Origin of the sequence: Ostreibacterium oceani (assembly GCF_009362845.1) — a bacterium.
In the GTDB taxonomy this organism is placed as follows: domain Bacteria; phylum Pseudomonadota; class Gammaproteobacteria; order Cardiobacteriales; family Ostreibacteriaceae; genus Ostreibacterium; species Ostreibacterium oceani.
Window position 1 is genome coordinate 66,454 of sequence record NZ_WHNW01000001.1, and the last position, 23,502, is coordinate 89,955.

General features: G+C 45.7%; 20 protein-coding genes. 12 read left to right on the forward strand and 8 right to left on the reverse strand.

Features of this window, described 5'->3' with window-relative positions; translation table 11 throughout:
- Window positions 1-87 precede the first annotated feature (87 nt).
- The 7 genes from fdx to purH form a co-directional block, all read right to left on the reverse strand.
- Complete coding sequence (gene fdx, locus GCU85_RS00295) at window positions 88-426, reverse strand: ISC system 2Fe-2S type ferredoxin (RefSeq protein WP_152808168.1); 339 nt, start codon at window positions 424-426, stop codon at window positions 88-90.
- A 113-nt stretch (window positions 427-539) separates the two neighbouring features.
- The gene (gene hscA, locus GCU85_RS00300) at window positions 540-2,372 is read right to left on the reverse strand and encodes a Fe-S protein assembly chaperone HscA (protein WP_152808170.1); all 1,833 of its coding nucleotides are present in this window, start codon (window positions 2,370-2,372) and stop codon (window positions 540-542) included.
- Window positions 2,369-2,980 carry a Fe-S protein assembly co-chaperone HscB gene (hscB, locus tag GCU85_RS00305; protein WP_152808172.1) on the reverse strand — a complete coding sequence of 204 codons (612 nt, stop codon included), beginning with the start codon at window positions 2,978-2,980 and terminating at the stop codon, window positions 2,369-2,371. Before hscB ends, hscA begins: the two co-directional genes overlap by 4 nt.
- Window positions 2,981-3,323: 343 nt before the next feature.
- The gene (gene iscA, locus GCU85_RS00310) at window positions 3,324-3,647 is read right to left on the reverse strand and encodes an iron-sulfur cluster assembly protein IscA (RefSeq protein ID WP_328592775.1); all 324 of its coding nucleotides are present in this window, start codon (window positions 3,645-3,647) and stop codon (window positions 3,324-3,326) included.
- Window positions 3,648-3,750: 103 nt separating this feature from the next.
- The gene (locus GCU85_RS00315) at window positions 3,751-4,959 is read right to left on the reverse strand and encodes an IscS subfamily cysteine desulfurase (RefSeq protein WP_152808174.1); all 1,209 of its coding nucleotides are present in this window, start codon (window positions 4,957-4,959) and stop codon (window positions 3,751-3,753) included.
- A gap of 149 nt (window positions 4,960-5,108) precedes the next feature.
- On the reverse strand, window positions 5,109-7,109 hold the full coding sequence (locus GCU85_RS00320; RefSeq protein ID WP_152808175.1) for a hydantoinase/oxoprolinase N-terminal domain-containing protein: 2,001 nt from the start codon (window positions 7,107-7,109) through the stop codon (window positions 5,109-5,111).
- A 105-nt stretch (window positions 7,110-7,214) separates the two neighbouring features.
- The gene (purH, locus tag GCU85_RS00325; RefSeq protein ID WP_218110439.1) at window positions 7,215-8,801 is read right to left on the reverse strand and encodes a bifunctional phosphoribosylaminoimidazolecarboxamide formyltransferase/IMP cyclohydrolase; all 1,587 of its coding nucleotides are present in this window, start codon (window positions 8,799-8,801) and stop codon (window positions 7,215-7,217) included.
- A gap of 540 nt (window positions 8,802-9,341) precedes the next feature.
- Here purH and GCU85_RS00330 point away from each other — a divergent pair.
- The 12 genes from GCU85_RS00330 to GCU85_RS00385 all read left to right on the forward strand — a co-directional run bounded on the left by GCU85_RS00330 (window position 9,342) and on the right by GCU85_RS00385 (window position 21,990).
- Window positions 9,342-11,543 (forward strand): LPS-assembly protein LptD, encoded by a 2,202-nt coding sequence (locus GCU85_RS00330; protein ID WP_218110440.1) that lies wholly within the window; start codon window positions 9,342-9,344, stop codon window positions 11,541-11,543.
- Window positions 11,544-11,586: 43 nt separating this feature from the next.
- Entirely contained in the window at window positions 11,587-13,029 is a 1,443-nt protein-coding gene (locus tag GCU85_RS00335) for a peptidylprolyl isomerase (RefSeq protein WP_218110441.1), read from the forward strand.
- A 222-nt stretch (window positions 13,030-13,251) separates the two neighbouring features.
- The gene (gene pdxA, locus GCU85_RS00340; RefSeq protein ID WP_152808183.1) at window positions 13,252-14,340 is read left to right on the forward strand and encodes a 4-hydroxythreonine-4-phosphate dehydrogenase PdxA; all 1,089 of its coding nucleotides are present in this window, start codon (window positions 13,252-13,254) and stop codon (window positions 14,338-14,340) included.
- On the forward strand, window positions 14,340-15,143 hold the full coding sequence (rsmA, locus tag GCU85_RS00345; protein ID WP_152808186.1) for a 16S rRNA (adenine(1518)-N(6)/adenine(1519)-N(6))-dimethyltransferase RsmA: 804 nt from the start codon (window positions 14,340-14,342) through the stop codon (window positions 15,141-15,143). The genes pdxA and rsmA overlap by 1 nt, the downstream gene beginning before the upstream one ends.
- Before the next feature lie 310 nt (window positions 15,144-15,453).
- On the forward strand, window positions 15,454-15,945 hold the full coding sequence (locus GCU85_RS00350; protein WP_152808188.1) for a TRAP transporter small permease: 492 nt from the start codon (window positions 15,454-15,456) through the stop codon (window positions 15,943-15,945).
- On the forward strand, window positions 15,938-17,236 hold the full coding sequence (locus GCU85_RS00355) for a TRAP transporter large permease (RefSeq protein ID WP_152808189.1): 1,299 nt from the start codon (window positions 15,938-15,940) through the stop codon (window positions 17,234-17,236). The genes GCU85_RS00350 and GCU85_RS00355 overlap by 8 nt, the downstream gene beginning before the upstream one ends.
- 33 nt (window positions 17,237-17,269) lie before the next feature.
- Complete coding sequence (gene dctP, locus GCU85_RS00360; protein WP_152808191.1) at window positions 17,270-18,265, forward strand: TRAP transporter substrate-binding protein DctP; 996 nt, start codon at window positions 17,270-17,272, stop codon at window positions 18,263-18,265.
- Between the two features lie 75 nt (window positions 18,266-18,340).
- Window positions 18,341-19,453 carry an NAD(P)/FAD-dependent oxidoreductase gene (locus tag GCU85_RS00365; protein ID WP_152808193.1) on the forward strand — a complete coding sequence of 371 codons (1,113 nt, stop codon included), beginning with the start codon at window positions 18,341-18,343 and terminating at the stop codon, window positions 19,451-19,453.
- On the forward strand, window positions 19,419-19,730 hold the full coding sequence (locus GCU85_RS00370) for a (2Fe-2S)-binding protein (RefSeq protein WP_152808195.1): 312 nt from the start codon (window positions 19,419-19,421) through the stop codon (window positions 19,728-19,730). The genes GCU85_RS00365 and GCU85_RS00370 overlap by 35 nt, the downstream gene beginning before the upstream one ends.
- Window positions 19,727-21,124, forward strand: coding sequence for an FAD/NAD(P)-dependent oxidoreductase (locus GCU85_RS00375; RefSeq protein WP_152808197.1), 1,398 nt, complete (start codon window positions 19,727-19,729; stop codon window positions 21,122-21,124). Before GCU85_RS00370 ends, GCU85_RS00375 begins: the two co-directional genes overlap by 4 nt.
- 16 nt (window positions 21,125-21,140) lie before the next feature.
- The gene (locus tag GCU85_RS00380) at window positions 21,141-21,485 is read left to right on the forward strand and encodes a RidA family protein (RefSeq protein WP_152808199.1); all 345 of its coding nucleotides are present in this window, start codon (window positions 21,141-21,143) and stop codon (window positions 21,483-21,485) included.
- A gap of 34 nt (window positions 21,486-21,519) precedes the next feature.
- Window positions 21,520-21,990: an OsmC family protein gene (locus GCU85_RS00385; RefSeq protein ID WP_152808201.1), complete on the forward strand. Its 471-nt coding sequence runs from the start codon at window positions 21,520-21,522 to the stop codon at window positions 21,988-21,990.
- A gap of 28 nt (window positions 21,991-22,018) precedes the next feature.
- On the opposite strand, the gene GCU85_RS00390 is transcribed toward GCU85_RS00385, so the two are convergent.
- Window positions 22,019-23,182, reverse strand: a complete 1,164-nt coding sequence (locus GCU85_RS00390; RefSeq protein WP_218110442.1) for an agmatine deiminase family protein — start codon at window positions 23,180-23,182, stop codon at window positions 22,019-22,021.
- Window positions 23,183-23,502: the final 320 nt, after the last annotated feature.

The following is a 23,502-nucleotide window of genomic DNA, read 5'->3' on the forward strand; positions in this document are numbered from 1 at the left end:
GAACCCAGTTTACAACGCGCGAAAACCCCTTTAAAAGTGCCTTTGCAAGCACGTTTAAAGGAGTTTTAAAGAGAGATATACGTATTTCTAATGATTTTCAGAGACCAAATTAATGGTATATTGCGGGATTTCTACCACGAGATCTGCTTCGCTGACAATGGCTTGGCAAGACAGGCGAGAATCTGGGTCTAGCCCCCAGGCTTTATCTAGGTAATCATCTTCGAGTTCAGTCGCCTCGTCTAATGAATCATACCCTTCGCGAACATGGACATGACAGGTAGTACAGGCGCACGATTTTTCACAAGCATGTTCGATATCGATATCGTGTTTTAGCGCGTTGTCTAAAATGCTTACCCCTATGTCAGCATCGATGGTCATGCCACTGGGACAGAATTCTGGGTGGGGTAAAAAAGTAATTTTTGGCATAGTGGATTCCTTTTTAAATAATAAAGTCAATAAAATAGATTCAATTCAATTCAATTCAATGCAATGCAATAAGCTATGGGTGGTCAATAGACATCAATGGTCAATAGGGCGCCCTAGGACGAAAATTCATCAACATCATGCCCCTTCATCACTTTGGAAATCGCATGATTCATGCGCCTTTCAATAAAGCTATCGGCGGCTTTTTCAACCGCGTTGATGGCGTGTTTAATGGCGCTGGCGTCTTGCCCTGTCATGGCTTTTTCTAGTGCATCGATACTGAGGACGATTGGCTCGGCCTCGATGGGGCTTAATAAGTCACCGTCTGACTTAAGCGCTTCACGAATGGCCTCAAGTACACGTTCTGCTTCGACCTTTTGTTCATTAAGGCGGCGGAAATGTGAATCAGATTCGGCGTGATTCATAGACGCCAGTAGCATATCGGTAATAGCGTCATCGGTCAGACCATAACTCGGTGTGACGTTGATAACAGATTCTGCGCCCGTGGTTTGTTCGGTTGCCGAAACTGTCAGTAGTCCGTCTGCATCCATTGAAAACGTAATGCGTATGCGTGCGGCTCCAGCAGCCATTGGAGGGATGCCTGTTAGCTGAAAATTTGCCAAAGAACGGCATTCGGAGACTTGGTCGCGCTCACCTTGTACGACATGGATGCGCATGGCTGTTTGTCCATTTTTATACGTGGTAAAATCTTGGGCGCGGGTAATGGGAATAGGGGTGTTTCGCGGCACAATGACTTCAACCAACTCGCCTGCGGTTTCAATGCCCAAGGATAGTGGCGTGACATCGAGCAATAAGCTGTCGTTTTTACGGTTGCCAGATAGATTCTCGGCGGCAATACCAGCGCCAATGGCGACGACTTTATCAGGGTCAACATCGGTCAATACGTCAAGGTCAAAGAGTGCTTTGAGTTTTTCTTGGACCAGTTTAATGCGCGTTGAACCACCAACACAGACGACATGGTCAATCGCCTCAATCGTCAGACCAGCATCGCGAATGGCTTGTTGGGTTTGTTGTAGCGTTTGCTGAATCCAAGGCTCAATTAATGCGTCAAACTGTTGGCGGGTTAGCGTGACGGTTTGTTGTGCGAGGGTAATGTCGACTTGGTTGGTTTCGGCGAGTTTTTCTTTGGCGGCTTTGGCTTTGGCTTTTAGTACGGAATACGGTAGTGTCGTGGTGTCCGTTTGGATTAGCCAATCAACGATGGCACGGTCGAAATCATCGCCGCCTAACAAAATATCGCCGAGTGTGGCTTTGACTTCAAAAATCCCTTCGGTGAGACTCAAGACCGAGACATCAAACGTGCCGCCACCCAAGTCATAGACGAGCACGTTACCTCTGGCGGATTTATCCAGCCCATAGGCGAGTGCCGCAGCCGTTGGTTCGTTGATTAAGCGAAGGACATTAAGCCCAGCCAAAGTAGCCGCGTCTTTGGTTGCCTTGCGACGGGTTTCGTCAAAATACGCAGGGACGGTGATGACCGCGCCTTCTACGGTTCGCGCGAATGCTGCTTCTGCTCGTGCTTTGAGTGCGCTTAAAATTTCTGCAGAGACGTCAATCGGGGTGAGCTCGCCACCAATGGTTTTGATAGCGGGGATGGTGGCTGTATCCACGATAGGAAATGTCTGCGCCAAACCTTCGGCGGCGATTTCAGCGCAACTATAGCCAATAATGCGTTTGGCAGAATGGATTTTGTCAAACTGTGCATCGGTTGCCAGTGCTTCATAACCAACCAACCGTTTGCCCGCTTGGTTGATAGCGACAACAGAAGGGAGCATGGCGCGACCATACGCATCGTCTAAGGTTTCAGTCATGCCGCTTCGAGTGGCGGCGACTAAGGAATTCGTCGTGCCTAAGTCAATGCCGATGACCAGCTTTGACTCGTGTGGTTTGGTGGTTTGTCCAGGTTCTGAAATGTTTAATAAACTCATAGGGCTGACTCGTTACGTGGCGGGTTTGCAGCAGATTCGGCGGCGGATTTAGTGGCGGATTTAGCGGTGGATTCGGCTGCAAATTTATTGGGTTGGTTGGATTTTTCGGCAATTTCGGCGAGCAGTTTTTGGTAGTAGCGCATACTGATGACCGTTTGCGCAGCGCGGTCTAGCGCGTGGACCAACAAAGCCTCGTTAAAGGTTTGGCACAAGGTGTCAAACGTACCTTTGAATTCTGCTTGCAAATTGGGTAAGTCTTTTGTCTCGGCTTGGTCGATTTTTTCTCTGAGTGTGAGCTGCGTCATGAGCAGGGTTTTGTCACGGTTGGTGTTATGTTCTAGATCAATTGAATGCCCGTGTATTTCAAGCAGTGCAATGGCGCGTTTAACAGGATCTGATAGCGTTTTGTAAGCATCGATGAGGTTGGCGCTGAATTGGGTAGCGAGCTGGCGCTCTTTGGCGGTTTTGTGCGCAAAATTATCGGGGTGAAACTGTTGTTGCAGCCGTAGATAATGGGCTGATAGTCGCGCTTCATCAATATAAAAAGTCGCGGTTATACCCAGCAAGGTAAAAGGGTTGTCTAATTGGCTAAATGAATGCGTTGTCATAGGTTTTTTATTGTGTTAAGTGCTGTTTATTTAGCGTGTGGCGTGGTTGACCATTTTACGACCATTTTACGCCAAAAAATGTATATTTGATAGCAATGCAATACGATAATAACTCGATACGAACTCGATACGAATTCGATGAGAACACGATGCGGCAATGTGCCCAGTTTTTGTGTTTGATATATCACCACTGATGTATCAACGCCCAATCTATACGCAATTGCCTATCGATACTGCCTATTGATACTGCCCATCGATGCCGCTTATCGACTAGCTATCTATGCTTATGTCAGTTACCATCCGGCGTTTGATGTCATCTAAGCGATAGTAGCGGCTGCTTGGGTTAGATGGTAAAACTCTCGCCGCAACCGCATTCGCCGTTGGCATTTGGATTGATAAACTTAAAGCCTTCATTTAGCCCCTCTTTACGGTAATCGACTGCCACACCGTTTAGGTAAATGAGGGCTTTTTGACTAATCACTATCGTTAAGTCATCGTGAGTTTTTGCGATATCATCGGGGTTAAGCGAATCAACAAATTCAATGACATAAGCCATGCCTGAACAGCCCGCTGTTTGAATCCCCAAACGTACACCAATACCCTTGCCGCGCGCAGCTAAATACGTTTTCATGCGGCTTTTTGCTGCATCGCTTAGGGTTATATTAATCTGCGCGGGAATCTGCGCGGGTTGCTCTGGCTTTGCCGCGACTGCTTCTGTTGCTGTTGTCATCGGGTTGGCGGTATTCATATCACGAGTCACTGCCATTGCCTTAGTGGTGGCTCCACTGCACGCTATTTAAGTCAATCCCATTTTGATGCATTTCCCACAGCGGTGATAATGCACGTAGCTTATCAACAGCTGCACGAATGAGTTCAATGGCACGATCAATGTCTGCTTCTGTTGTCATACGACCAAAACTAAACCGGATAGAGCTAGATGCTAATTCATCGGCGACACCAAGGGCGCGTAAGACGTACGATGGCTCAAGACTGGCTGAGGTACAAGCTGAACCGCTTGAGACTGCTAATTCATTGATTGACATCATCAGTGACTCGCCTTCAATAAAGGAAAAGCTGATATTAAGAATATTATCCAATTTGTTTGCGTCTTGGCCATTTAGGTAGACTTCTGGGATGTCTTTGACACCATCCCATAGACGATTGGCGAGTGTTTTGACATGCGCACGGTCTTTGTCGAGGTCTAGTTTGGCGACACGAAAGGCTTCTCCCATGCCAACAATTTGGTGGGTCGGTAACGTGCCTGAACGAAAACCCCGTTCGTGCCCACCGCCATGCATTTGTGCTTCTAGGCGAATACGTGGTTTGCGACGGACATATAACGCACCGATACCTTTGGGGCCGTAGATTTTGTGTGCGGTCAAACTCATTAAGTCAATATTGCTGGCTTCGACATCGATAGGCATTTTACCCGCAGACTGAGCGCCATCGACGTGAAAAATGATTTTATTCTCACGCGTAAATGCGCCAATAGCATCGATATCGTTGATGGTGCCTGTTTCATTGTTAGCCTGCATGATAGACACAACGGTGGTGTCCTCTCTGACGGCTGCTTTGATTTCATCTAGGGTGATGATGCCTTGTGGATTTGGGTCGATGTAAGTGACTTCAAACCCTTCGCGTTCGAGTTGGCGGCAAGTATCTAATACCGCTTTATGCTCGGTTTTGGCGGTGATAATGTGTTTGCCGCGACGTTGGTTAAAGTGGGCTGCGCCTTTGATGGCGAGGTTATCAGACTCAGTGGCGCCTGATGTCCAGATGATTTCTTTGGGGTTGGCGTTGATTAGGTCTGCCACATTTTTACGGGCTGCCTCGACTGCGTCTTCTGCGCTCCAGCCAAATTGATGCGAGCGTGAAGCAGGATTACCAAAGTTACCATCAATGGTTAGGTATTTTTTCATTTCTTCAGCCACACGCTCGTCAACAGGTGTGGTTGCAGCGTAGTCTAGATAGATGCCCATAGTGTGATTACCCCTTTTATAAAATTGTTTCTTTAATTACTGAGTATTTTAGTAGGTTTTTAGGTTTCATGCAATAGATGTGCCTAAAAATCGTAAATAAAACGCTGAGTGAAATACGTGGGGTGTTGGTTCGTTAGGGTGTTGGTTCGTTAGGCGGGCAGCCCCTCAGCCGTCGCTGTCACAGTTGCTTCAAAAAAGACATCGCCATCGATGCTATTATTGACGCGATTCTCGTCAATGTGATAGGTCGTTGTTAACGAAATAGCGCCAGCGGCTTTAGCAGATGCTTCGGCATTTTGCCCTGCGTGTTGTTGAGCAAAGGTAATGGCTTGTTCATAGTCTTCAAAGTCTTTGATAATGTCGAAGGCATGGACACGATAAACCCCTTGCTGTGCCTCGGTAATCGTAATGCTGACGGTTTGCTTAACATTGGTGGCAACCGCACCAATCGCGTTTGATACCGCGGCATGTTCAGGCATAATCAAACTGCTATGGATGCGTTGTGACACTTGTGGATAAAAGCTCGCGACAGGGCCGCCAACGGCAACCAGATGGTAGTCGCGTGCAAAGTTTAAATCGAATAAGCTCTCGGCTTTGTTTTTGCCCCAAAGCAATTCACCGATTAATTCAGCCAGTGCCTCCGTCGGGAGGTCTTTGATTTGGTATTCGCCCTCATCTAGTGCAACCGTAATTAGTGTGTTGGCAATACAGTCAATCACACGGTCAGTAATGGCTTGGCAAGCGCTTTGAATGTCATCAGCTTCCCAAGTGCCTAGCCCATAAACACGACGCATTTGTTTAATCCAGATTTTTGCGCCAATCTCAGCGCCTTCGACAGACCAGTGTGACATTTTTCCTAATACGTGGGCGGCGTCTGATGGGGTAAAGCCGCTGTAAAGCACCATGCCTTTACGTTGCAAACGCGCGACAGCACGGGCTAAGTGATTATCACTGACGACCAGCGATTCAATTTCTAATGGTCCTTTTTGCAAGGTTTCCCATGCGCGCATTTCTTCATCATCGAGCTGTTCTTGTAATAGCGCGTTGGTATAGAGCGGGACGGCAAAGCGATTACTACGGGTGCTTGGTGCGAGTTTGTTTTGTGCGGTGAGTTGCGCAATGACTTCTGGGTGTTTGTCGCATAGTAAGCTCATTGGCATGACGCGACGGGGGCCAATCGCAATTTTACCGCTGCTACCGCCAAATTTAACTTCGCTATCACCGCCAAGGCCGACAGCATGGACGGCAATGGCATTGACCATGGGTGACCAGTTGCCGACTTTAGCGCCGTGGGCGTTGATTTTAGGTTGGCCGTCACGAATGATGGCAATGTCTGTTGTCGTGCCGCCCATGTCGGCAACGATGAGGTTTTTTTTGCCTGACAATAGCGCGGCACCCATCACGGACGCGGCTGGTCCAGATAATATCGTCTCAACGGGTTTTTTTTGCGCCGTTTTCGCATTAATGAGCGTGCCATCTCCTTTGACAATCATCAGCGGGGCGTTAATGCCAAAATCTATTTTAATCGCCTCGACGGACGTGATGAGCTCTTTGGTAAAGCTAATGAGTCGTGCGTTCAGTACGGAGGTCAGCGCACGTCTAGGCGCATCGAGTGCCCGGGATAACTCATAACCACAAGTAACTGGTTTGTCACAAATCGATTGAATCATTTCTTGCAAGGCTTTTTCGTGTTCGGTGTTGCGTACTGAAAACATCGAAGAAATAGCGATGGCAGACACATGCGCGTGGTTTTTTTCGATGATACGCCGCGCGCTATCTAAATCAAGCGGCGCAGTGGGTTTGCCTGCAGCAGAATGACCGCCTTGGATAATATGGACGTGACTTTGCCCAATGATTTCAGGGATTTTGACGCGTGCTAACTGTTTGTCAGAATAGCCAGCAAACAGCCCCAAAACGGGGTTTCCCTGTTCTTCGACAACGGCATTGGTGGCTAATGTGGTGGATAGAGAGACGAGTTTGATTTCAGTTAAGTACTCGGTAGGTAGTTGTTTGATTGCTTGGCGAATGCCGTCTGCTAAACAGTGCCGTGTGGTTAATGATTTAGCGGTGGCGATAACCTGTTTATCGTCAGAAAGTAAAACGGCATCAGTATAAGTGCCGCCAGTATCAATACCGAGAGAATAAGCCATAGGAGGTGCTCCAAGTGTTGGTTGAGTTGACTATTTTGCGGGTTTAAGTAGAGTATTTAGCTAGGCTGGTTAGATTGGTTAGGTTAATCAAGTTAATCAGGTTAATCAGTGTTTAAAATGTCTCACGCCAGTAAAAATCATCGCGATATCATGGGTGTTTGCTGCCTCGATGACTTCATCATCACGCATGCCACCACCGGGTTGGATGACTGCCGTTGCGCCGTGCTTTGCTGCATTTTCAAGCCCGTCTCGGAAGGGGAAGAATGCATCACTTGCCATGACCGCACCTTGTAGGCTAAGGTTTTGTTCTTGGGCTTTGATGCTCGCAATTAACGAAGAGTGGACGCGACTCGTTTGCCCACAGCCAATACCAACTGTCATTTTATCTTTGGCAAAGACGATGGCGTTTGATTTGACGTGTTTGACCGCTTTCCATGCAAACATAAGGTCATGCAGTTCATTTGGTGTTGGTTCGCGGTTAGTCACGACGCGAAAGTCAACGTCACTTAAGGGTAAGTTATCCGCGCTTTGTATTAATAAACCACCTGAGATGCGATGTAGTAACTGGATGTCTTTCGGTTGTTCATAATGCTCACCTAGCGCTAACACACGAATATTGGGTTTTTCAGATAAAACGTCAAGCGCTTCGCGGCTGACCAAAGGGGCGATGAGGACTTCGACGAACTGGCGTTTGATAATTGTCTTTGCGGTCGTGAGATCCAATGGTCGATTAAACGCAATAATGCCACCAAATGCGGACGTTGGGTCACAGCGATAAGCGCTTTCGTAAGCATCTAATAGCGTGTCGCCTTCGGCGATGCCACACGGATTAGCGTGTTTGACAATCACACAAGTTAACTCATCATACTCATAAGCAGCTGCTACTGCCGCATCGGCATCAGCGAGATTGTTATAAGATAGCGGTTTGCCTTGGAGCAATTGGGCATTGGCAATGCCAGCTTCGTGAGAACCGAGAGGAACATACAGCGAGGCATTTTGATGGGGGTTTTCACCGTAGCGTAGCACTTGTTTTTGCTGAAACGCTTCAATATGTAGGGTCGGTGTGTCTATGTTGTTTTCTGATTTATGATGCGCGTGACTATTTTGTCGGCTTAAATAATTGGCGATTTGGGCATCGTACTGGGCCGTATGCGCGTAAACTTTGCTTGCCAATTGTTTGCGGGTGGTTAATGAAACGCTGTTGTCGTTGGCTTGCATTTCTTGGAGGATAGCGCTGTAGTCCGAAGGATCAGTAATGACAGTGACGCGCTCATGATTTTTGGCGCCAGCACGCAACATGGCAGGGCCGCCAATATCAATATTTTCTACGGCGGTTGCATAATCGCAGTTGGGTTCGGCGATGGTGGCGGCGAAAGGGTATAAGTTAACAACGAGCATATCGGTAGGCAAGATGCCGTGCTGTGCCATGACGGTATCGTCTTGGTTAAGGCGGCCGAGCAAACTGCCGTGGACCTTGGGGTGCAGCGTTTTAACGCGTCCGCCCATGATTTCTGGGAATTGTGTATAGTCTTCGATCGCCGTGACGGGGATTGCATGCGAGGAAAGGAGCTTGGCTGTTCCGCCTGTGGACAATATTTCAACGCCCATCTGCTGTAAAGCCTTGGCAAATTCAACTAAGTTACTTTTGTCAGAAACGCTAAGAATAGCGCGTTTTATTGTGATTTTTTCCATGTTTTGCCCCATGTTTGTCAGTCACTAATTAGCGTTAAATGTGGTCGCATTAAGCGTCGTGTATTCATCTGCTGTGATACCATCTACTGCGATAATAATTGGCTACGGCATTCTACTACGGCATTCTACTACGGTTTTTTCAGTTAGGATGGCGCTTTGGTGCTGGTTAGTGCCTACCGCATTGCTCAGCCGCAGTGCCTGCCGCATTGCCTAGCCCTTGTTGGTTGATATCATACCATGCCTTTTTATCTATATTCCAACGCTATCTGCTAAATTTGTGGATTTATGGCCTTAGCGGTTCTCTTAACAAATCGATATTGTGTTAATTTAACGAATACTTGTTATTATTTTTTATCCGTTTTGTTGAGGATTATCGAGTGCATTTCAAAGCACTAAATAATTAAATGCAGTAATGGATAAAAAAGCACTCAATCGTCAGTCGCTTTTTTGATAAACTATAGCGATGACGATAGGTATGGAAATAAATACGCTTTTTGCCCCGATTTTTTGCATCAGGCCGCCAAGCAATAACCAATGCACATGAAGAAAACTTGGATTTTATGGTTTTTTACCCCCTTGTTTGCCCCTGGGTTTGGCGTGGCTTTAGAGTGCCCGGTGGATACGCTGGCGCCGTATACCTGGGGGAATAATCGTGCTGATGAGCGCATTAATGTATCCGCAGACACCTCAGAAGTCTCGGATATCCTAGCAAGCTTTAGTGGTGATGTGGCGGCCAGCCGTGGCCAAGAAATTTTTCGAGCCAATGAAATTCACTACGATAGACAACATGAGGTTATTCATTCTCCGCAACTCATTTACGGCAATCCTGAGTTTGCCATTTCTGCGGGGGAATCGTCCTACCAAATGGGCAACGAACAAGGCGTTTTTCAGGATTTAGCGTATTACTTGCCCAAACGTCAAGCACTGGGTAGCGCCAAGACACTTAAAGCCGATAGAAAAAAACAAACGGAGGCATTAACCGAAGCGACTTATACGACCTGTCCACGATTATCGCCCAACTGGAGCATCAAAGCCCGAGAGCTTGAGCTCAATCATGTTACGGGTGTTGCAAAGGCGAGGCATGCCACTTTTCGTGTCAAGGACACACCGATTTTTTATTTGCCTTATGTGAGTTTTCCGTTAAATGACGAACGAAAGACTGGCTTTTTAGTGCCAGAAGCCAGTCTTTCTGAAAATAGAGGGGTTGATTTGACACTGCCTTTTTACATTAATATTGCGGCCAACCAAGATGCGACCTTGTTCCCACGATTAATGTCAAAACGTGGCTTTATGTTAGGCGGTGAATATCGTTATTTGCTGGCAAAGCTATCGGGTACTGTTAGCGCAAACTATTTGCCCGATGACCAAAAAACCAATCAAAAACGCTGGTCGTTTAAATCGGCGCATGACTACCGACCCAATGATCGGATTGCCATCAGTGCATTGTTGCAGCGGGTTTCGGATGATACCTATTTAAATGACTTTGAAAACACGTTAGATTTGACTAACGAGAGTTTTCTGGATAGTCGCTTGTCAGGTAGCTATCAGTTTACACCCAATTATCGTTTTTCGGGGCGTGTTGAATCCTATCAGGTGGTTAATAACGCCTACACAACAGCAGACAAGCCGTATGATATATTGCCTAGGTTGCAGGGCAACGGACGTTGGTTTGTTGGTGATGGTTGGATTTTTAATGCAGATACCGAATTAACCAATTTTGATAAGGCGGATACCATATCTGGCGTGCGGGTTGACCAAAGCTTATCTGCGGAGTATTTTTATCAAAATGCCTTTGCGTTTATTAATCCTAAGCTGGGTTACCGATTTACGTATTATAATTTACGCAATGAAAGCGCGGATCAGCCGACACGCATCACCCGTTCTATTCCAACGTTTAGCCTAGACAGTGGTTTGTTTTTTGAGCGTCAAACCAGTTGGTTTGGGCGCAGTGCAACCCAAACACTAGAGCCGCGGTTGTTTTATTTACGCACCCCTTATGTCAACCAATCTGCGATTCCTGATTTTGATACCGCGGCAATAGACATCTCTTATGATGCCTTATTTTTGACGAATCGGTTTAATGGCAAAGACCGAATTGGCGATGCCAATCAATTAACGACAGCCATTAGCACGGCGTATCTTGATAACCAATCGGGTCGAGAGCTGGCACGCTTGTCCGTCGGACAAATTCAATATTTCCAAAACCGAAAAGTTTCGTTATTAGACAGTGTTGCCAGTGCGTCTCGGTCGAGTGTCATTGGCGAAGGCAGTTTGTCGCTTAATTCACGGTTAAAATTACGTGGGTTGATTTATCATAATGTCGATACGGAACAAACCGAAAAATCCATGTTAGGGTTGACTTATGCCTCAGGAGAAGGCAATGTGGTGAGCCTAAGCCACCTCTATGATATTGATAGTTATGAGCAGTTTGACTTTAGCGGCGCGTGGCGTTTGAGCGACCAGTGGCGTGGTTTTTGGCGATGGAATTATTCTTTACAGTATAAAAAACCCATTGATATGTTAGCGGGTATTGAATATGCGGATTGTTGTTGGGCTGTGCGCTTGCTGGCACGGCAACAACGTGATAACTTGGGGCGTGAATTAAGTGACAGTACTTCTGAGGATTTAGAGACCACGATGTATCTTGAGTTTGTGTTACGTGGGCTGGGTAATGTGGGTAATGATACGACGCGATTGCTACAGGATGTGATTCCTGGTTATCGGAAAATTAACTATGAATAAAAAATGTAATGATATGATAAAAAAAAATAAAAAAGCAAACATAATGCGACGACAGGCATGCCTGCAATGGATAACGGCGGTCATGGCAAGCGGGATGCTATCTGTGCTATCTGTACTATTGGCACCAAGCTTTGCTCAGGCGCAGACCTTAGACACCCTAGAGTTTGGTCCGCAAAACGAGTCCAAGGGTGAGCGCTTAGATGAAATTATCGCAGTCGTTGAGCGTGATGTCATTACCGCACGCGAGCTGACACATATTCCCGCCGAACAAAGAGCCAATGCGCTACAACAGCTCATTATCGAAAAACTCTTGTTGCAACAAGCTGCATCTGCCAATATTGCCGTGGGTGATACCGCTATTAATATCGCGATGGAGGAATTGGCGCAGTCTCAGGATAAAACACTGGCGCAGCTGCAGTCATCGTTATCAGCGGTCGAATATGCTGCGCTACGCGATAGTGTCAAAAAAGAACTGATGATTTCACGACTGCAACAACAAGTGGTTAATAGCTTAGTCCAGATATCGGATAGAGAAATTGCCGATGTCATGGAAAATCAACTGCGTACCGTAGGCGACCGGGTTAATTTGGTGGATGTGTTGGTACAAGTCCCCGAATCGGCCGACCCTGCGGTATTGCGTGCTGCCCAAGAAAAAACGGCAGTGATTAGACGCCGCCTAGCAACCGAACCGCCAGAGCAAGTCGCCGCAGATTACGATGATGTGTTTTATAATCCGTTGGGCTGGGTCGAGCTGGGTGTCATTCCACCGAATTTTGCCGAGGTGTTGGTTGACCAGCCGATTGGTGAATTTTCACAACCGATTGTTGATCGCGATGGGATTCATTTGCTAAAAGTGTTGGCAAGAGAAACCGCCAATAACACGACGAATACGCGCCAACGCAATAATGACGGGAATAACGAAGTTAATAACGACCAAGCTGGGACAGCCTCAGGTAATGCCACAACGAGCGATACAGGTAGCGATACAAGTGGCGCTAAAAGTGGCGCTAAAAGTGGCAATAAAGGTGGCAATAAAGGTGATGTCGCAAGGCAAGAAACATTGGTTTCGCATATCCTGATTCGAGATAATAATAACCCCGAGGCAAAATCCCAGATTGACGCCATTTATGAGCGCTTGCAAGCGGGCGAAACATTTGCCGCGCTGGCAAAAACGGCCTCACAAGACGTTGCCTCAGCAGTTAAAGGCGGCGATTTGGGCTGGGTGGCGGCTGGTCAAATGGTGCCTGAATTTGAACGCGCGATGCAGGCGACCGACATCGGTGAAATCACGGCGCCGATTAAAACACCATTTGGCTATCACATTATTCAAGTCAATGACCGCCGCTTGTTAACTGAAAATAATCGCGCGCTACTTGAGCAGCAGGCGAGACAAACAATTTTCCGACGCAAAGCGGCACAAGAGTGGGAGCTATGGCTGTCTCGGCTACGAGATGAGGCGTATGTTGATATTCGCATTGAGCAATAATGTATATTGAGCAATAACTATTCTGCATAACCATGAGCGGCTTTTCGGTATTTGTAGTTACCCTCGATTGTGCTCGATTGTGCGCAATTGAGCGCAATTGCGCGTAGTTTGCTGTGATGCATGCTGTTAGTTTGGATGCGGACTGTGAGATGTGGTCGTTACCGCCGCATAACTTATCAGGGCGCATAACTTATCAGGGAGCATAACTTATCAGGGAGCAATATGACTGAACCTGCCTTTATTTTAACAACGGGTGAGCCCGCAGGGATTGGTCCTGATCTTTGTGTACAATTGGCGTTGGAGCTGGCCAATGACAATATTGTGTTGTGCGGCGACATTGATTTGTTGCGTGAACGGGCGGTGGCGTTGGGCGTTGATGTTGAGTTTTGTCTGTTTGACGATAGCCAACAACGCCGCAAAGTTAGTAACAAAACTAACCAGGCGATTGCAGTCAAGCATATTGCACTGGCGACACCTGTTGTGCCAGGTCAATTAGATTGTCGCAATGCCCACTATGTCCTCGCAATGTTAACGGAGGCGGTCACCGGTTGCCAGCGAGGTGACTATGCAGGCATCATCACCGCACCTATCCACAAAGGCATCATCTGTGACGCAGGTGTTGCGTTTTCTGGGCATACCGAGTTTTTTGCCGAAAAATTACAAGTGCCTTGCCCTGTGATGCTATTGGCGAGCGCGAATTTAAAAGTCGCACTAGTGACGACCCATTTGCCGCTTCGTGATGTGGCGAGTGCAATTACCCCAGCCCGCCTACGACAGACGTTAAAAATTATCGCCGAGGATGGGCAGCGTTACTTGACAAACGGCCGCGCACTGTCGATTGGTGTTTGTGGTCTAAACCCACACGCAGGCGAATCAGGGCATTTGGGAAATGAGGAAATAACGGTGATTAACCCCGTGCTGGCATCGCTTCGCGCCTCAGGAGTTAATGTGTCTGATGCGATGCCTGCTGATACGATTTTTGCGCCGCATCATGTCAGTCAGTTTGATGTGATTGTTGCCATGTATCATGATCAGGGGCTTGCTGTGATTAAATCGCATGATTTCGGTGGTTGTGTCAATATCACGCTGGGGTTGCCCATTATTCGTACATCGGTTGATCATGGCACGGCGCTGGATTTGGCGGGGGCGGGCAAAGCTAACCCCAATAGCCTGCGCTGCGCCATCGCAATGGCGAAACAGATGGTAACAAACGCACAAAAAGATAAGGCAAGAAACACAACAGATAACACAACAACTAACGCCAGTCTCAGTTATCCACCCGACAATCAACCGACAAAAGAGAAAGACTAATGTCTAAACCACGCCGACAAAAAAGCCCCGTTACGGCCAAAAAACAATTAGGGCAGCATTTCTTAACGGATGAATCGATTATTAGGCGAATCGTTCAAGCAATTGCCCCGAATCCCCACGCCGCATTCTTAGAAATTGGTCCAGGTTTGGGGGCAATTACATTGCCCATGTTGTCTGAGTGTAAGCGGCTAACCGTCATTGAGTTGGATACCCGTGTTATTCCCCTATTGCGTGCTAACGCAGCATTGATTGGCACGCTGGAGATTATTGAAGCGGATGTGTTGACCGTTGATTTCAATGCACTGCTAGGCGATAAGCCGTGGCATGTGTTTGGTAACTTGCCTTACAATATTTCTACGCCGATTTTGTTTGCGCTGTGTCCTGTGCAGTCGATTGTGGATATGGTGTTTATGCTGCAAAAAGAAGTCGTTGAACGTATGGATGCGCAAACGGGCGAGCCTGCTTATGGACGGTTATCGGTGATGTTGCAACAGTATTTTGATGTGGCGTATTTGTTTGATGTGCCAGCTACGGCGTTTAGCCCGCCACCTAAAGTCACTTCGGCAATGGTAAGCTTAAAACGCTTGCCGCAGCCGCGCTGGCAAGTAAATGACAATCAGGTATTTTCTGCCGTAGTCAAACAAGCTTTTTCTATGCGCCGAAAAACCCTACGTAATGCGCTAAAACCAATCATGGATGCAGAGACGCTAGCAGCACTCGGGGTGGATGCGGATTTGCGTGCAGAAAAAATTGACGGCGCGATATTTGCGAAAATCGCCAATGCGTTGAGCGTTAAGAGTTAATGCACTAGCGATGTAGACTTTAATAGGAAAATAAGAATGCCTGATTATTTTTTTCTATACTTTTAGTATGTTAATTTAAATCCATGGTAGCTGTTACAGAGTGTCGTTTTTTATCGGAAGTTTTGCTACGTATTGGGATTGACAGGCTGAGAACTGTGTCTTATACTCTGTATGAATAAAATTTATTACGTATCCTTTGTTGCTCTCATTAGCTTCAGTGCCTAGGCTCATATAAATACAAGTCGTTTGCAGCGCAAAGCCTCAATAGCTTTTTAAATAATTAAATTTTAATTTCTTAATTAGAGGATTAATGGACAACTTTTTTCGCTACACTTTGACTGCGTTGATGGGCATAGTGGCTTTAGCGCAATTCAGTCAAGTGATAACGCGCTATGTGTTAGAGGTTCCTGTAATGGGCATGGAAGAGCTCATTATGTATCCGATTCTTTGGCTTTATATGTTAGGTGCGGTTAATGCGTCCAGAGAAAACACACATATTCGCGCTAATGTGCTGGATGTATTTATTAAAAGCCCACGAAAACAAAACATCTTAGCGATTATATCTGATGTAATTAGCATTATTGTGTTGTTATGGCTGATTTATTGGGCATGGGATTTCACTCAATACATTTTACGTATTTGGAAAGAAAGTCCCACACTTTATCTGCCCACTTTTTATGCCGATATATCATTATTACTGTGCTTGTTACTAATGACCCTATTTACATTGCTGCATATCGCTCGAAGTGTTCGTAATATTCGACGTAATGCATCCCCTGAGGAGATAAAGCTATATGATTGAAGTCGCATTAATGTCAATAGGCGTATTAGTGATTCTCCTGACTTTAGGGGTGCCATTACCGTATTGCTTTGGCGCTGCACTAATGGTGATGAGCCTTGTTGGCGGCGTTACCATGAAGGGCAATATGTTATGGGGAATGCAACAGCTAGCTAATCCAGTGTTGTTGGCGATACCACTATTTGTATTGGCGGGAACGATTATGAGTCGCAGTGGGATTGCGGCCAGTTTGCTGAACTTTGTTAATATATTTGTCGGTCATGTGCGTGGAGGCCTAGGCGTCGTAGCAACGGTGAGTTGCGCCATTATTGGCGCTATTTCGGGCTCCGGACTGACTGGAGTCGCTGCGGTTGGACCATTGCTCATTCCTGAAATGGAAAGACAAGGGTATCCTCGGGCATACGCTACTGCATTGATTGCCAATTCTTCGGTATTAGGGCTTTTGATTCCGCCTAGTGTCACGATGATTGTATTTGGTTGGGTAACGGATACTTCTATATTAGCGAGCTTCTTGGCTACTTTAGGGCCGGGGTTAGCAATTATGTTTAGCTTTAGCGTGATAAATCTGATAATGGCGCGAAAATTCGATTTAAAGTTAGATGAAAAACCGAAATTTAAAGTGCTCATGGCAGAAAGTAGTGTGCGTTTTAAACATGCATTGCCAGCTATACTGATGCCAGTGATTATTTTAGGCGGCATATACGGCGGTGTGATGACGCCGACAGAAGCTGCTGCTGTTGCCGTTATTTATTCAATTCCAGTCGGTTTTTGGATTTATAAGGGTCTTACATGGCAAAATCTATTAGAATCGGGCAAAGAATCTAGTACGGCAGTAGGCGCGATTTTAATCATGATTTTGTTTAGTATGATTCTCAGTCAGATGTTAGTATTAGAGAGTATTCCGCAGTCATTGGTTGATGTTATTTTTGGTATAACAGAAAATAAAATACTGTTGCTTTTGTTGATTAATTTGCTGTTATTTTTAGTCGGCATGATTGTCAATGATATTACTGCTATTATCTTAATTGCGCCTTTACTTATGCCCTTAATGAAGGCGTTGGGGATTGATCCCATACATTTTGCTGCAATAATGGGTGTGACTACTGCTATGGGTGGGGTTACACCACCTTATGCGTCTATTCTTTATTTGGGTGCAAGGATTGGCAATGTGCCAGTGACACAAGTGATTCGCCCAGCAATGGTTTTATTGGTTTTTGGCTATATGCCGATAGCTTTATTAACGTCTTTTTGGCCCGATTTGGCGTTATTTTTACCACGTTTGTTTGGTTATTGACTTTGATTTTTTAAAACGATAGAGGAAAACATTATGAAAACTATTAAGTTACCCGTATTAATATTATCTACTAGTATGATTTTTGCTTCATTGGCGCAAGCTGTTGAGTTAAAGATTAGCCACGTACGTCCGCAAGATGCTATTGTGGATCAAGATGCAAAAGCATTAGGTGCAGCACTCAGCGAAGCGACCGCAGGTGATGTTACCTTGAAAATTTTTGCTGCCAGTTCCTTGGGTGATTACACGACGGTACAGGAGCGTATTTCAATTGGTGCCGTTGATATGGCAATTCAACCCGCAGCGACAGCCTCTGATCGACGAATGACTATTAGCTCTTTTCCCTCTTTGGCGGAAAACTGGAATCATGCTAAAGAGATATATGGTCCAGGTGGTATCATTGCCGAGACAATGAAAGAACTTTATGCAGAACAAGGGATTACAATGCTAGCGGTATACCCTGTTTATTTTGGCGGCATTGCTTTGAATCGTGAGGCTGTAAATGCTGGCGACCCAACTGCCGCTAAAGGTATAAAAGTACGCGTTCCAGGCATAAAAAGTTTTCAGATGTTAGCGGATAAAACCGGGTATATTGCTTCACCAATCCCTTTTTCAGAAGCCTTCACAGCAGTACAAACGGGTGTAGTAGATGGCGTGATTGGCTCTGGCGCCGAGGGTTATTACGCATCATTCCGTGACGTCACAAAAACGTATATTCCTGCCAACACGCATTTTGAAGCTTGGTATTTGATCGTAAATACAGAGACTTTTGAAGGATTAGACAAAGAAGACCAAGCAGCTTTCTTGAAAGTGGCTGAGGAATTTAGCGCCAAGCGTTGGGAAAAAGCAGAAAAAGATCAGTCTGAATTTGAACAAAAACTGGTTGCAAACGGTGCCGAGTTAGTCTCGTTAAGTGATGATGAATTAGCCGCTATTGCCAGCAAAGTACGCCAAGACGTATGGCCTGAAATTCTAGAAGATGTAGGTAAAGAGTGGGGTCAGGCTATTTTAGATAAGGTAAGCGCAGAGTAATTTTATTGTCCGTTTATATCCTCTTTCATTTATAGAGTTGAAAGAGGATATTCATTTTATTCTGGGGAGTCTATTATGGACACACAATATGCCATCATCGGTGGAGGTGTTGTCGGTGTCGCCATCGCTTATGGATTGCAACGTCTAGGTTGTCAGACAACGGTGCTAGATGAGGGCGATTGCGCTTTGCGGGCTTCTCGTGGTAATTTTGGACTAGTATGGGTGCAGAGTAAAGGTATTGACGCACCACATTATGCGCGCTGGTCTCAGTATTCTGCGGGTATTTGGTCGCAGTTAGCAACAGACTTAGAAGCGCAAACTGGTATTAATCTCGATTTGCAACAAAATGGCGGTTATGATATCCACCTCACTGAAGAGAGTTTAGAGCAACGGTTAAAATCTTATAATACCTTGCGGGAACAATTAGACGGAGATTATCCATTTGAGGTTCTTGAGCCGGCGCAACTAAGGCAAGAAGAGCCTGAAATTGGTCCTAAGGTAGTAGGAGCAATCCTGCATCACCAAGATGGGCATGTGAACCCTTTAAAGTTACTAAAGGCGTTGCATCTGGCGCATCGTATTCAAGGTGGCAAGCTGTGCAATGATGATAAAGTCAACAAAGTCGTCGCTAAGAATCGTGGCTACGAACTAATCACGCGAAATGGCAACAGTATTCATGCGGATAAGGTGGTGGTTTGTGCGGGTTTAGGCAGTAATCGTTTTGCCGAACAGCTAGGCTTTTTGACTCGTGTTTATCCATTGCGCGGTCAAAATTTGGTGACCGAAAAACAACCATTATTTATTAACCGGCCTAGTATGACCATTCGTCAGACAAATGAAGGGAGTATTCAGTTAGGTGACTCCAAGGAAGATGTAGGTTTTGATGATGGTGAGAGCATGGAAATTATTGCGAAAATCGCTAAAAATGCCGTTGCTACTTATCCGCGTTTGGGTCAGGTCAATATGATACGAAATTGGGGTGCATTGCGTATTATGACGAAAGACGGTCTGCCTGTTTATGCGGAATCTCCGAGTCATTCTGGTTGTTATTTGGTGACTTGCCACAGCGGTATAACGCTAGCAGCCGCACACTCTAAGGCAATACCTTTGTGGCTGGAGGGTCTCGATAATGCCCCAAATTTGGAGAAATTTAATGAGCAACGATTTTCTAGAGCGTCTGAACACTGAGGCGGATAGCAAAAATAAACAGTCGGTTACGATTTATTGGCAAGGGCAGGCAATACCAGCCAAAACAGACGACAGTATTGCTAGTGCCTTATTAGCAGCAGGTATAAATAGTAACCGAAACAGCCCAGTCTCAGGTCAGCCAAGAGGTCCTTTTTGTATGATGGGAAGTTGCTTTGAGTGTTTGGTGTTATTGAATGGGTGTGTAGTGCAGGCCTGTATGATGCCTGTAGCGGATCAAATGGCGGTCAATCCACCCGTTAAGCAGGGTAGCCTATGAATGACATTACTGTTGCTATTATTGGTGGCGGCCCAGCGGGTTTAAGTGCTGCACGAGTATTAGCAGAAAACCAAGTCTCTTGTTTATTACTAGACGAGCAAGCCAGTTTGGGTGGGCAAATATATCGGGGCATCGAACACGTCAGTCAGCAATATGCTGGGCGTGCAGAAAAACTCGGTGCGGACTATTTACACGGCCTTGCGTTAACACAAGGATTGCCTGAGAAGCATTTGCAACGCGTTTTAAATGCTAAAGTCTGGAGTGTAAACACATCTGGCCAAATTGTGTATTCTGTTGGCGCACAATCGTATCAAGTGAAAGCGAAGTATGTGGTATTGGCTACGGGTGCACAGGAAAGACCTTTTGCGTTTCCGGGCTGGACGCTGCCTGGAGTGATGACGGCTGGTGCAGCACAAATTCTTCTTAAGGCACACGGCGTAGCGGTAAAAAATTCAGTTTTAATTGGGAATGGCCCTCTATTATACTTGTTAGCGAGCCAATTATTAGCATTCGGCCACCCTCCGCAAGCGATTGTTGAGACGCAGGCTAAAAATGCTTGGAAAAACGCCTTGCCTCATTTACCCAACGCGATGCTATATGGCAGTTCTTATCTTTGGAAGGGCATTAAAATGCTTGCTTTAATCAAGAAAGCAGGAATCCAGCATTACACCAAGGCTTGTGATATTCATGCGATTGGGGTCGAATCATTGCAGCAGATACGCTTTCAACAAGGCGGTAAAACGCATACCTTAAATACGCAGAATGCTTTGATTCATCAGGGGGTAATTCCTAATACGCAAATAAGTCGCGCTTTGAATTTGCAGCATTTTTGGAGTGAGCAGCAGCAGACTTGGTTGCCTGTTACACATCAAAGCGGTGAAAGTAGTCTAGAGAATATCTATATCGCTGGTGATGGCGCAAGTATTGGTGGAGCGACTGTTGCGCGTTTTTCGGGTGAACAGGTAGCTTTGCAGCTACTTAAAAAAATGGGTGTATTTACGCAAACGCAATATAATTCCAGAGCAAGGCCATTAAACAAACAGTTGCGAGTTGAGCTTGCTGTACGCCCGTTTTTGGATTATCGTTATGCACCTGACAATCGCACTATGTTGAATAATAGTTCGACATTGGTATGTCGATGTGAAGAAGTCAGTGTAGGGCAATTACGCGAGCACGCCCGCCAAGGTTGTTTAGGCTTAAATCAAACTAAGACCTTTAGCCGTTGTGGTATGGGGCCTTGCCAAGGGAGACAGTGTGGTGTAAATGCGGCTTTAGTGTTAGCAGATGAGCGCAAACTGTCGCCCGATAAAATTGATTATTATCGCATACGGCCGGTCATTAAACCTGTAACACTAGCCGAAGTGGCTAGCTTAGCGAAAGAAGAAACAAATTAAAAGGAGCTGAATAAATATGAGTATTGAACGTTTGCATACTGGTCAAAGAATGAGCAAGATTGTCCGCCATAATGGTGTGGTTTACTTGTGTGGTCAGGTCGGTGAAGGTGTGAGTATTACCGAACAAACTGAGAGCTGTTTGGCTCGAGTTGATGCGCTGCTAAAAGAGGCTGGAAGTAGTCGGGAGCATATTTTGCAAGCAATTGTTTGGTTGAGTGATATGCAGTATTTTGCCGAGATGAATAGCGTCTGGGATGCGTGGGTACCATCAGAGCATGCCCCAGCTCGCGCCTGTGGCGAAGCAAAACTAGCGAGACCTGAGCTGTTGGTCGAAGTGATTGTCACAGCAGCGGTTGCTTGATTATCATTGATAATCGTATTTGATGTATTTGAGAATGAAAAAACACCATTATAAGGCGCAAATTGAGTGGACGGGAAACGAGGGCGATGGCACGCTGAATTACCGCGCTTATAATAGAAACCATCAAATCCAAATTGATGGCAAAACCCCCGCAATAGCAGGCTCGGCGGACCCTGCTTTTTTAGGCGATAAATCAAGGTATAACCCAGAGGACTTGTTTTTATCGTCGATATCGGCTTGTCATATGCTATGGTATTTGCACTTATGCTCGGTGCATCATATTGTCGTTACGGAATATGTAGACTACGCCACAGGGGTGATGGCAGAAACAGACGATGGCAGCGGACGATTTACCGAAGTCACGCTACACCCACACGTAGTGATCACAGACGCTAGCCACATACCCAAAGCAAACGAACTGCACGAGACCGCGAATAAAATGTGTTTTATTGCAAATTCGTGTAATTTCAACATAGGGCATGAGCCCAATACGCGGGCACAGTAACGCCGACTTTAATGCGCGTTGGGTTGTTTTAAGCCGGCTGCTGCTGGGTGACGCAGTGTATCATGCCACCGTTTTCGTAGAGGTCTCTAACATCAATGCCAACTACGCTTCTGTTAGGATACAGTGATTGAATGATGTCATTGGCAATGGTGTCATTTGGGTCTTGATAATTAGGTACTAAAACCACCGTGTTGGCGATGTAATAATTGACATATGAGCCTTTATAGCCAAGGTCGCTGCCACTTGATTTTTTTACTGTGTTTTTGGTTAATGGCACAGTAACAAAATTGTATGGCTTTTCCTGTTTATTTTTTGCACCATACAGCGTTTTAATGTCCTTGGCGGTCACATCAAATTCAAGTAAATCATGTTTATTCATGGTGACGATGGTGCTTGCATTGCCAAAACGGGCAAAACCATCAATGTGCTGATCGGTTAAATCCAGACCTGCTTGTCCGTCTAGCCAGATAAAGTGACTTGCGCCTAAATATTCGGTAAAAATGGCCTCAATCTGTGCTTGGCTCATGCCAGGATTTCGGTTGTCGTTGATAATCGAACTTTTACATGCCATTAAGGTGCCATGTCCATCAATTTCAACACTGCCACCTTCGTTAATTAAGGTTTTGTTTAGGTCTATTAACGGTATGCCTTGTGCTTGTGCAATCTTTTTAGGAATGGCATTGCAATTGGTAAAGCCAATTGGCTGATTTGATTCTTCATCGCTTTTTTGTCCCCAGCCATTAAATCCCCAATCTTGAATGACCAAATTGCCATGCATATCGCGGGCATAAATTGGTCCATTATCTCTTACCCAAACATCATCCGTTTTAAAGCGGTAGAAATCGACATGCGTTAAATCAATGTTGTTTTTATTGAGTAAGTCGATAATACGTTTTTCTTCCTTTTCATTGTAAGCAATAATATGCACATTTTCGCTGCCGGCCAATGCCTGAGTCATTGCCACCCAAGTAGCATCTAAGCGATTACGGTAGGGCACACCATATTGGTAGTGGTGCGGCCATTGCAACCAAGTCCCTTCGTGTAATTCACTTTCGTCTGGCATGGTATAGCGAATTTGAGTTTGCATGTTGTTTTTTTTAAGTGTCGTTTGTGAAGCGGCAAATACAGTAGAGATATAACTCATCAAAGGTAGTGCTGCCACTGTGGTTTTAAGTAATTGTCTTTTACGCATGTTTTAACAATCATGTTACGTGGTAAATACCGTTGTCTCATGTTGAGTCAAAACGGTTAGCAGTGCCTTTAAAAAGCGTTAGCAGCACGATGTAATTTTACATCCTAACGACTAACAGTCAAGGCGCGGATGTCCTTTATCATTGCCTTAAGCGTATGCCGAGGACTATCTTCTATTCAAATTCCAAGTGTCACATTTTTCCTTATAATTGGGTATAATTATAATCGGCGCAATCGGTGGGTGTCCGATATTTAGTCACACGACATTTAGTCACAAACTCGAGTAATTTCAACATAGGGCATGAACTCAATACGCGTGCA

What these genes read in the sequence shown, in the direction of transcription:
- fdx (WP_152808168.1), bottom strand. Translation starts at nt 426, where the DNA reads ATGCCAAAAATTACTTTTTTACCCCACCCAGAATTCTGTCCCAGTGGC.
- hscA (WP_152808170.1), bottom strand. Translation starts at nt 2,372, where the DNA reads ATGAGTTTATTAAACATTTCAGAACCTGGACAAACCACCAAACCACAC.
- hscB (WP_152808172.1), bottom strand. Translation starts at nt 2,980, where the DNA reads ATGACAACGCATTCATTTAGCCAATTAGACAACCCTTTTACCTTGCTG.
- GCU85_RS00315 (WP_152808174.1), bottom strand. Translation starts at nt 4,959, where the DNA reads ATGGGCATCTATCTAGACTACGCTGCAACCACACCTGTTGACGAGCGT.
- GCU85_RS00320 (WP_152808175.1), bottom strand. Translation starts at nt 7,109, where the DNA reads ATGGCTTATTCTCTCGGTATTGATACTGGCGGCACTTATACTGATGCC.
- purH (WP_218110439.1), bottom strand. Translation starts at nt 8,801, where the DNA reads ATGGAAAAAATCACAATAAAACGCGCTATTCTTAGCGTTTCTGACAAA.
- GCU85_RS00330 (WP_218110440.1), top strand. Translation starts at nt 9,342, where the DNA reads ATGAAGAAAACTTGGATTTTATGGTTTTTTACCCCCTTGTTTGCCCCT.
- GCU85_RS00335 (WP_218110441.1), top strand. Translation starts at nt 11,587, where the DNA reads ATGCGACGACAGGCATGCCTGCAATGGATAACGGCGGTCATGGCAAGC.
- pdxA (WP_152808183.1), top strand. Translation starts at nt 13,252, where the DNA reads ATGACTGAACCTGCCTTTATTTTAACAACGGGTGAGCCCGCAGGGATT.
- rsmA (WP_152808186.1), top strand. Translation starts at nt 14,340, where the DNA reads ATGTCTAAACCACGCCGACAAAAAAGCCCCGTTACGGCCAAAAAACAA.
- GCU85_RS00350 (WP_152808188.1), top strand. Translation starts at nt 15,454, where the DNA reads ATGGACAACTTTTTTCGCTACACTTTGACTGCGTTGATGGGCATAGTG.
- GCU85_RS00355 (WP_152808189.1), top strand. Translation starts at nt 15,938, where the DNA reads ATGATTGAAGTCGCATTAATGTCAATAGGCGTATTAGTGATTCTCCTG.
- dctP (WP_152808191.1), top strand. Translation starts at nt 17,270, where the DNA reads ATGAAAACTATTAAGTTACCCGTATTAATATTATCTACTAGTATGATT.
- GCU85_RS00365 (WP_152808193.1), top strand. Translation starts at nt 18,341, where the DNA reads ATGGACACACAATATGCCATCATCGGTGGAGGTGTTGTCGGTGTCGCC.
- GCU85_RS00370 (WP_152808195.1), top strand. Translation starts at nt 19,419, where the DNA reads ATGAGCAACGATTTTCTAGAGCGTCTGAACACTGAGGCGGATAGCAAA.
- GCU85_RS00375 (WP_152808197.1), top strand. Translation starts at nt 19,727, where the DNA reads ATGAATGACATTACTGTTGCTATTATTGGTGGCGGCCCAGCGGGTTTA.
- GCU85_RS00380 (WP_152808199.1), top strand. Translation starts at nt 21,141, where the DNA reads ATGAGTATTGAACGTTTGCATACTGGTCAAAGAATGAGCAAGATTGTC.
- GCU85_RS00385 (WP_152808201.1), top strand. Translation starts at nt 21,520, where the DNA reads ATGAAAAAACACCATTATAAGGCGCAAATTGAGTGGACGGGAAACGAG.
- GCU85_RS00390 (WP_218110442.1), bottom strand. Translation starts at nt 23,182, where the DNA reads ATGCGTAAAAGACAATTACTTAAAACCACAGTGGCAGCACTACCTTTG.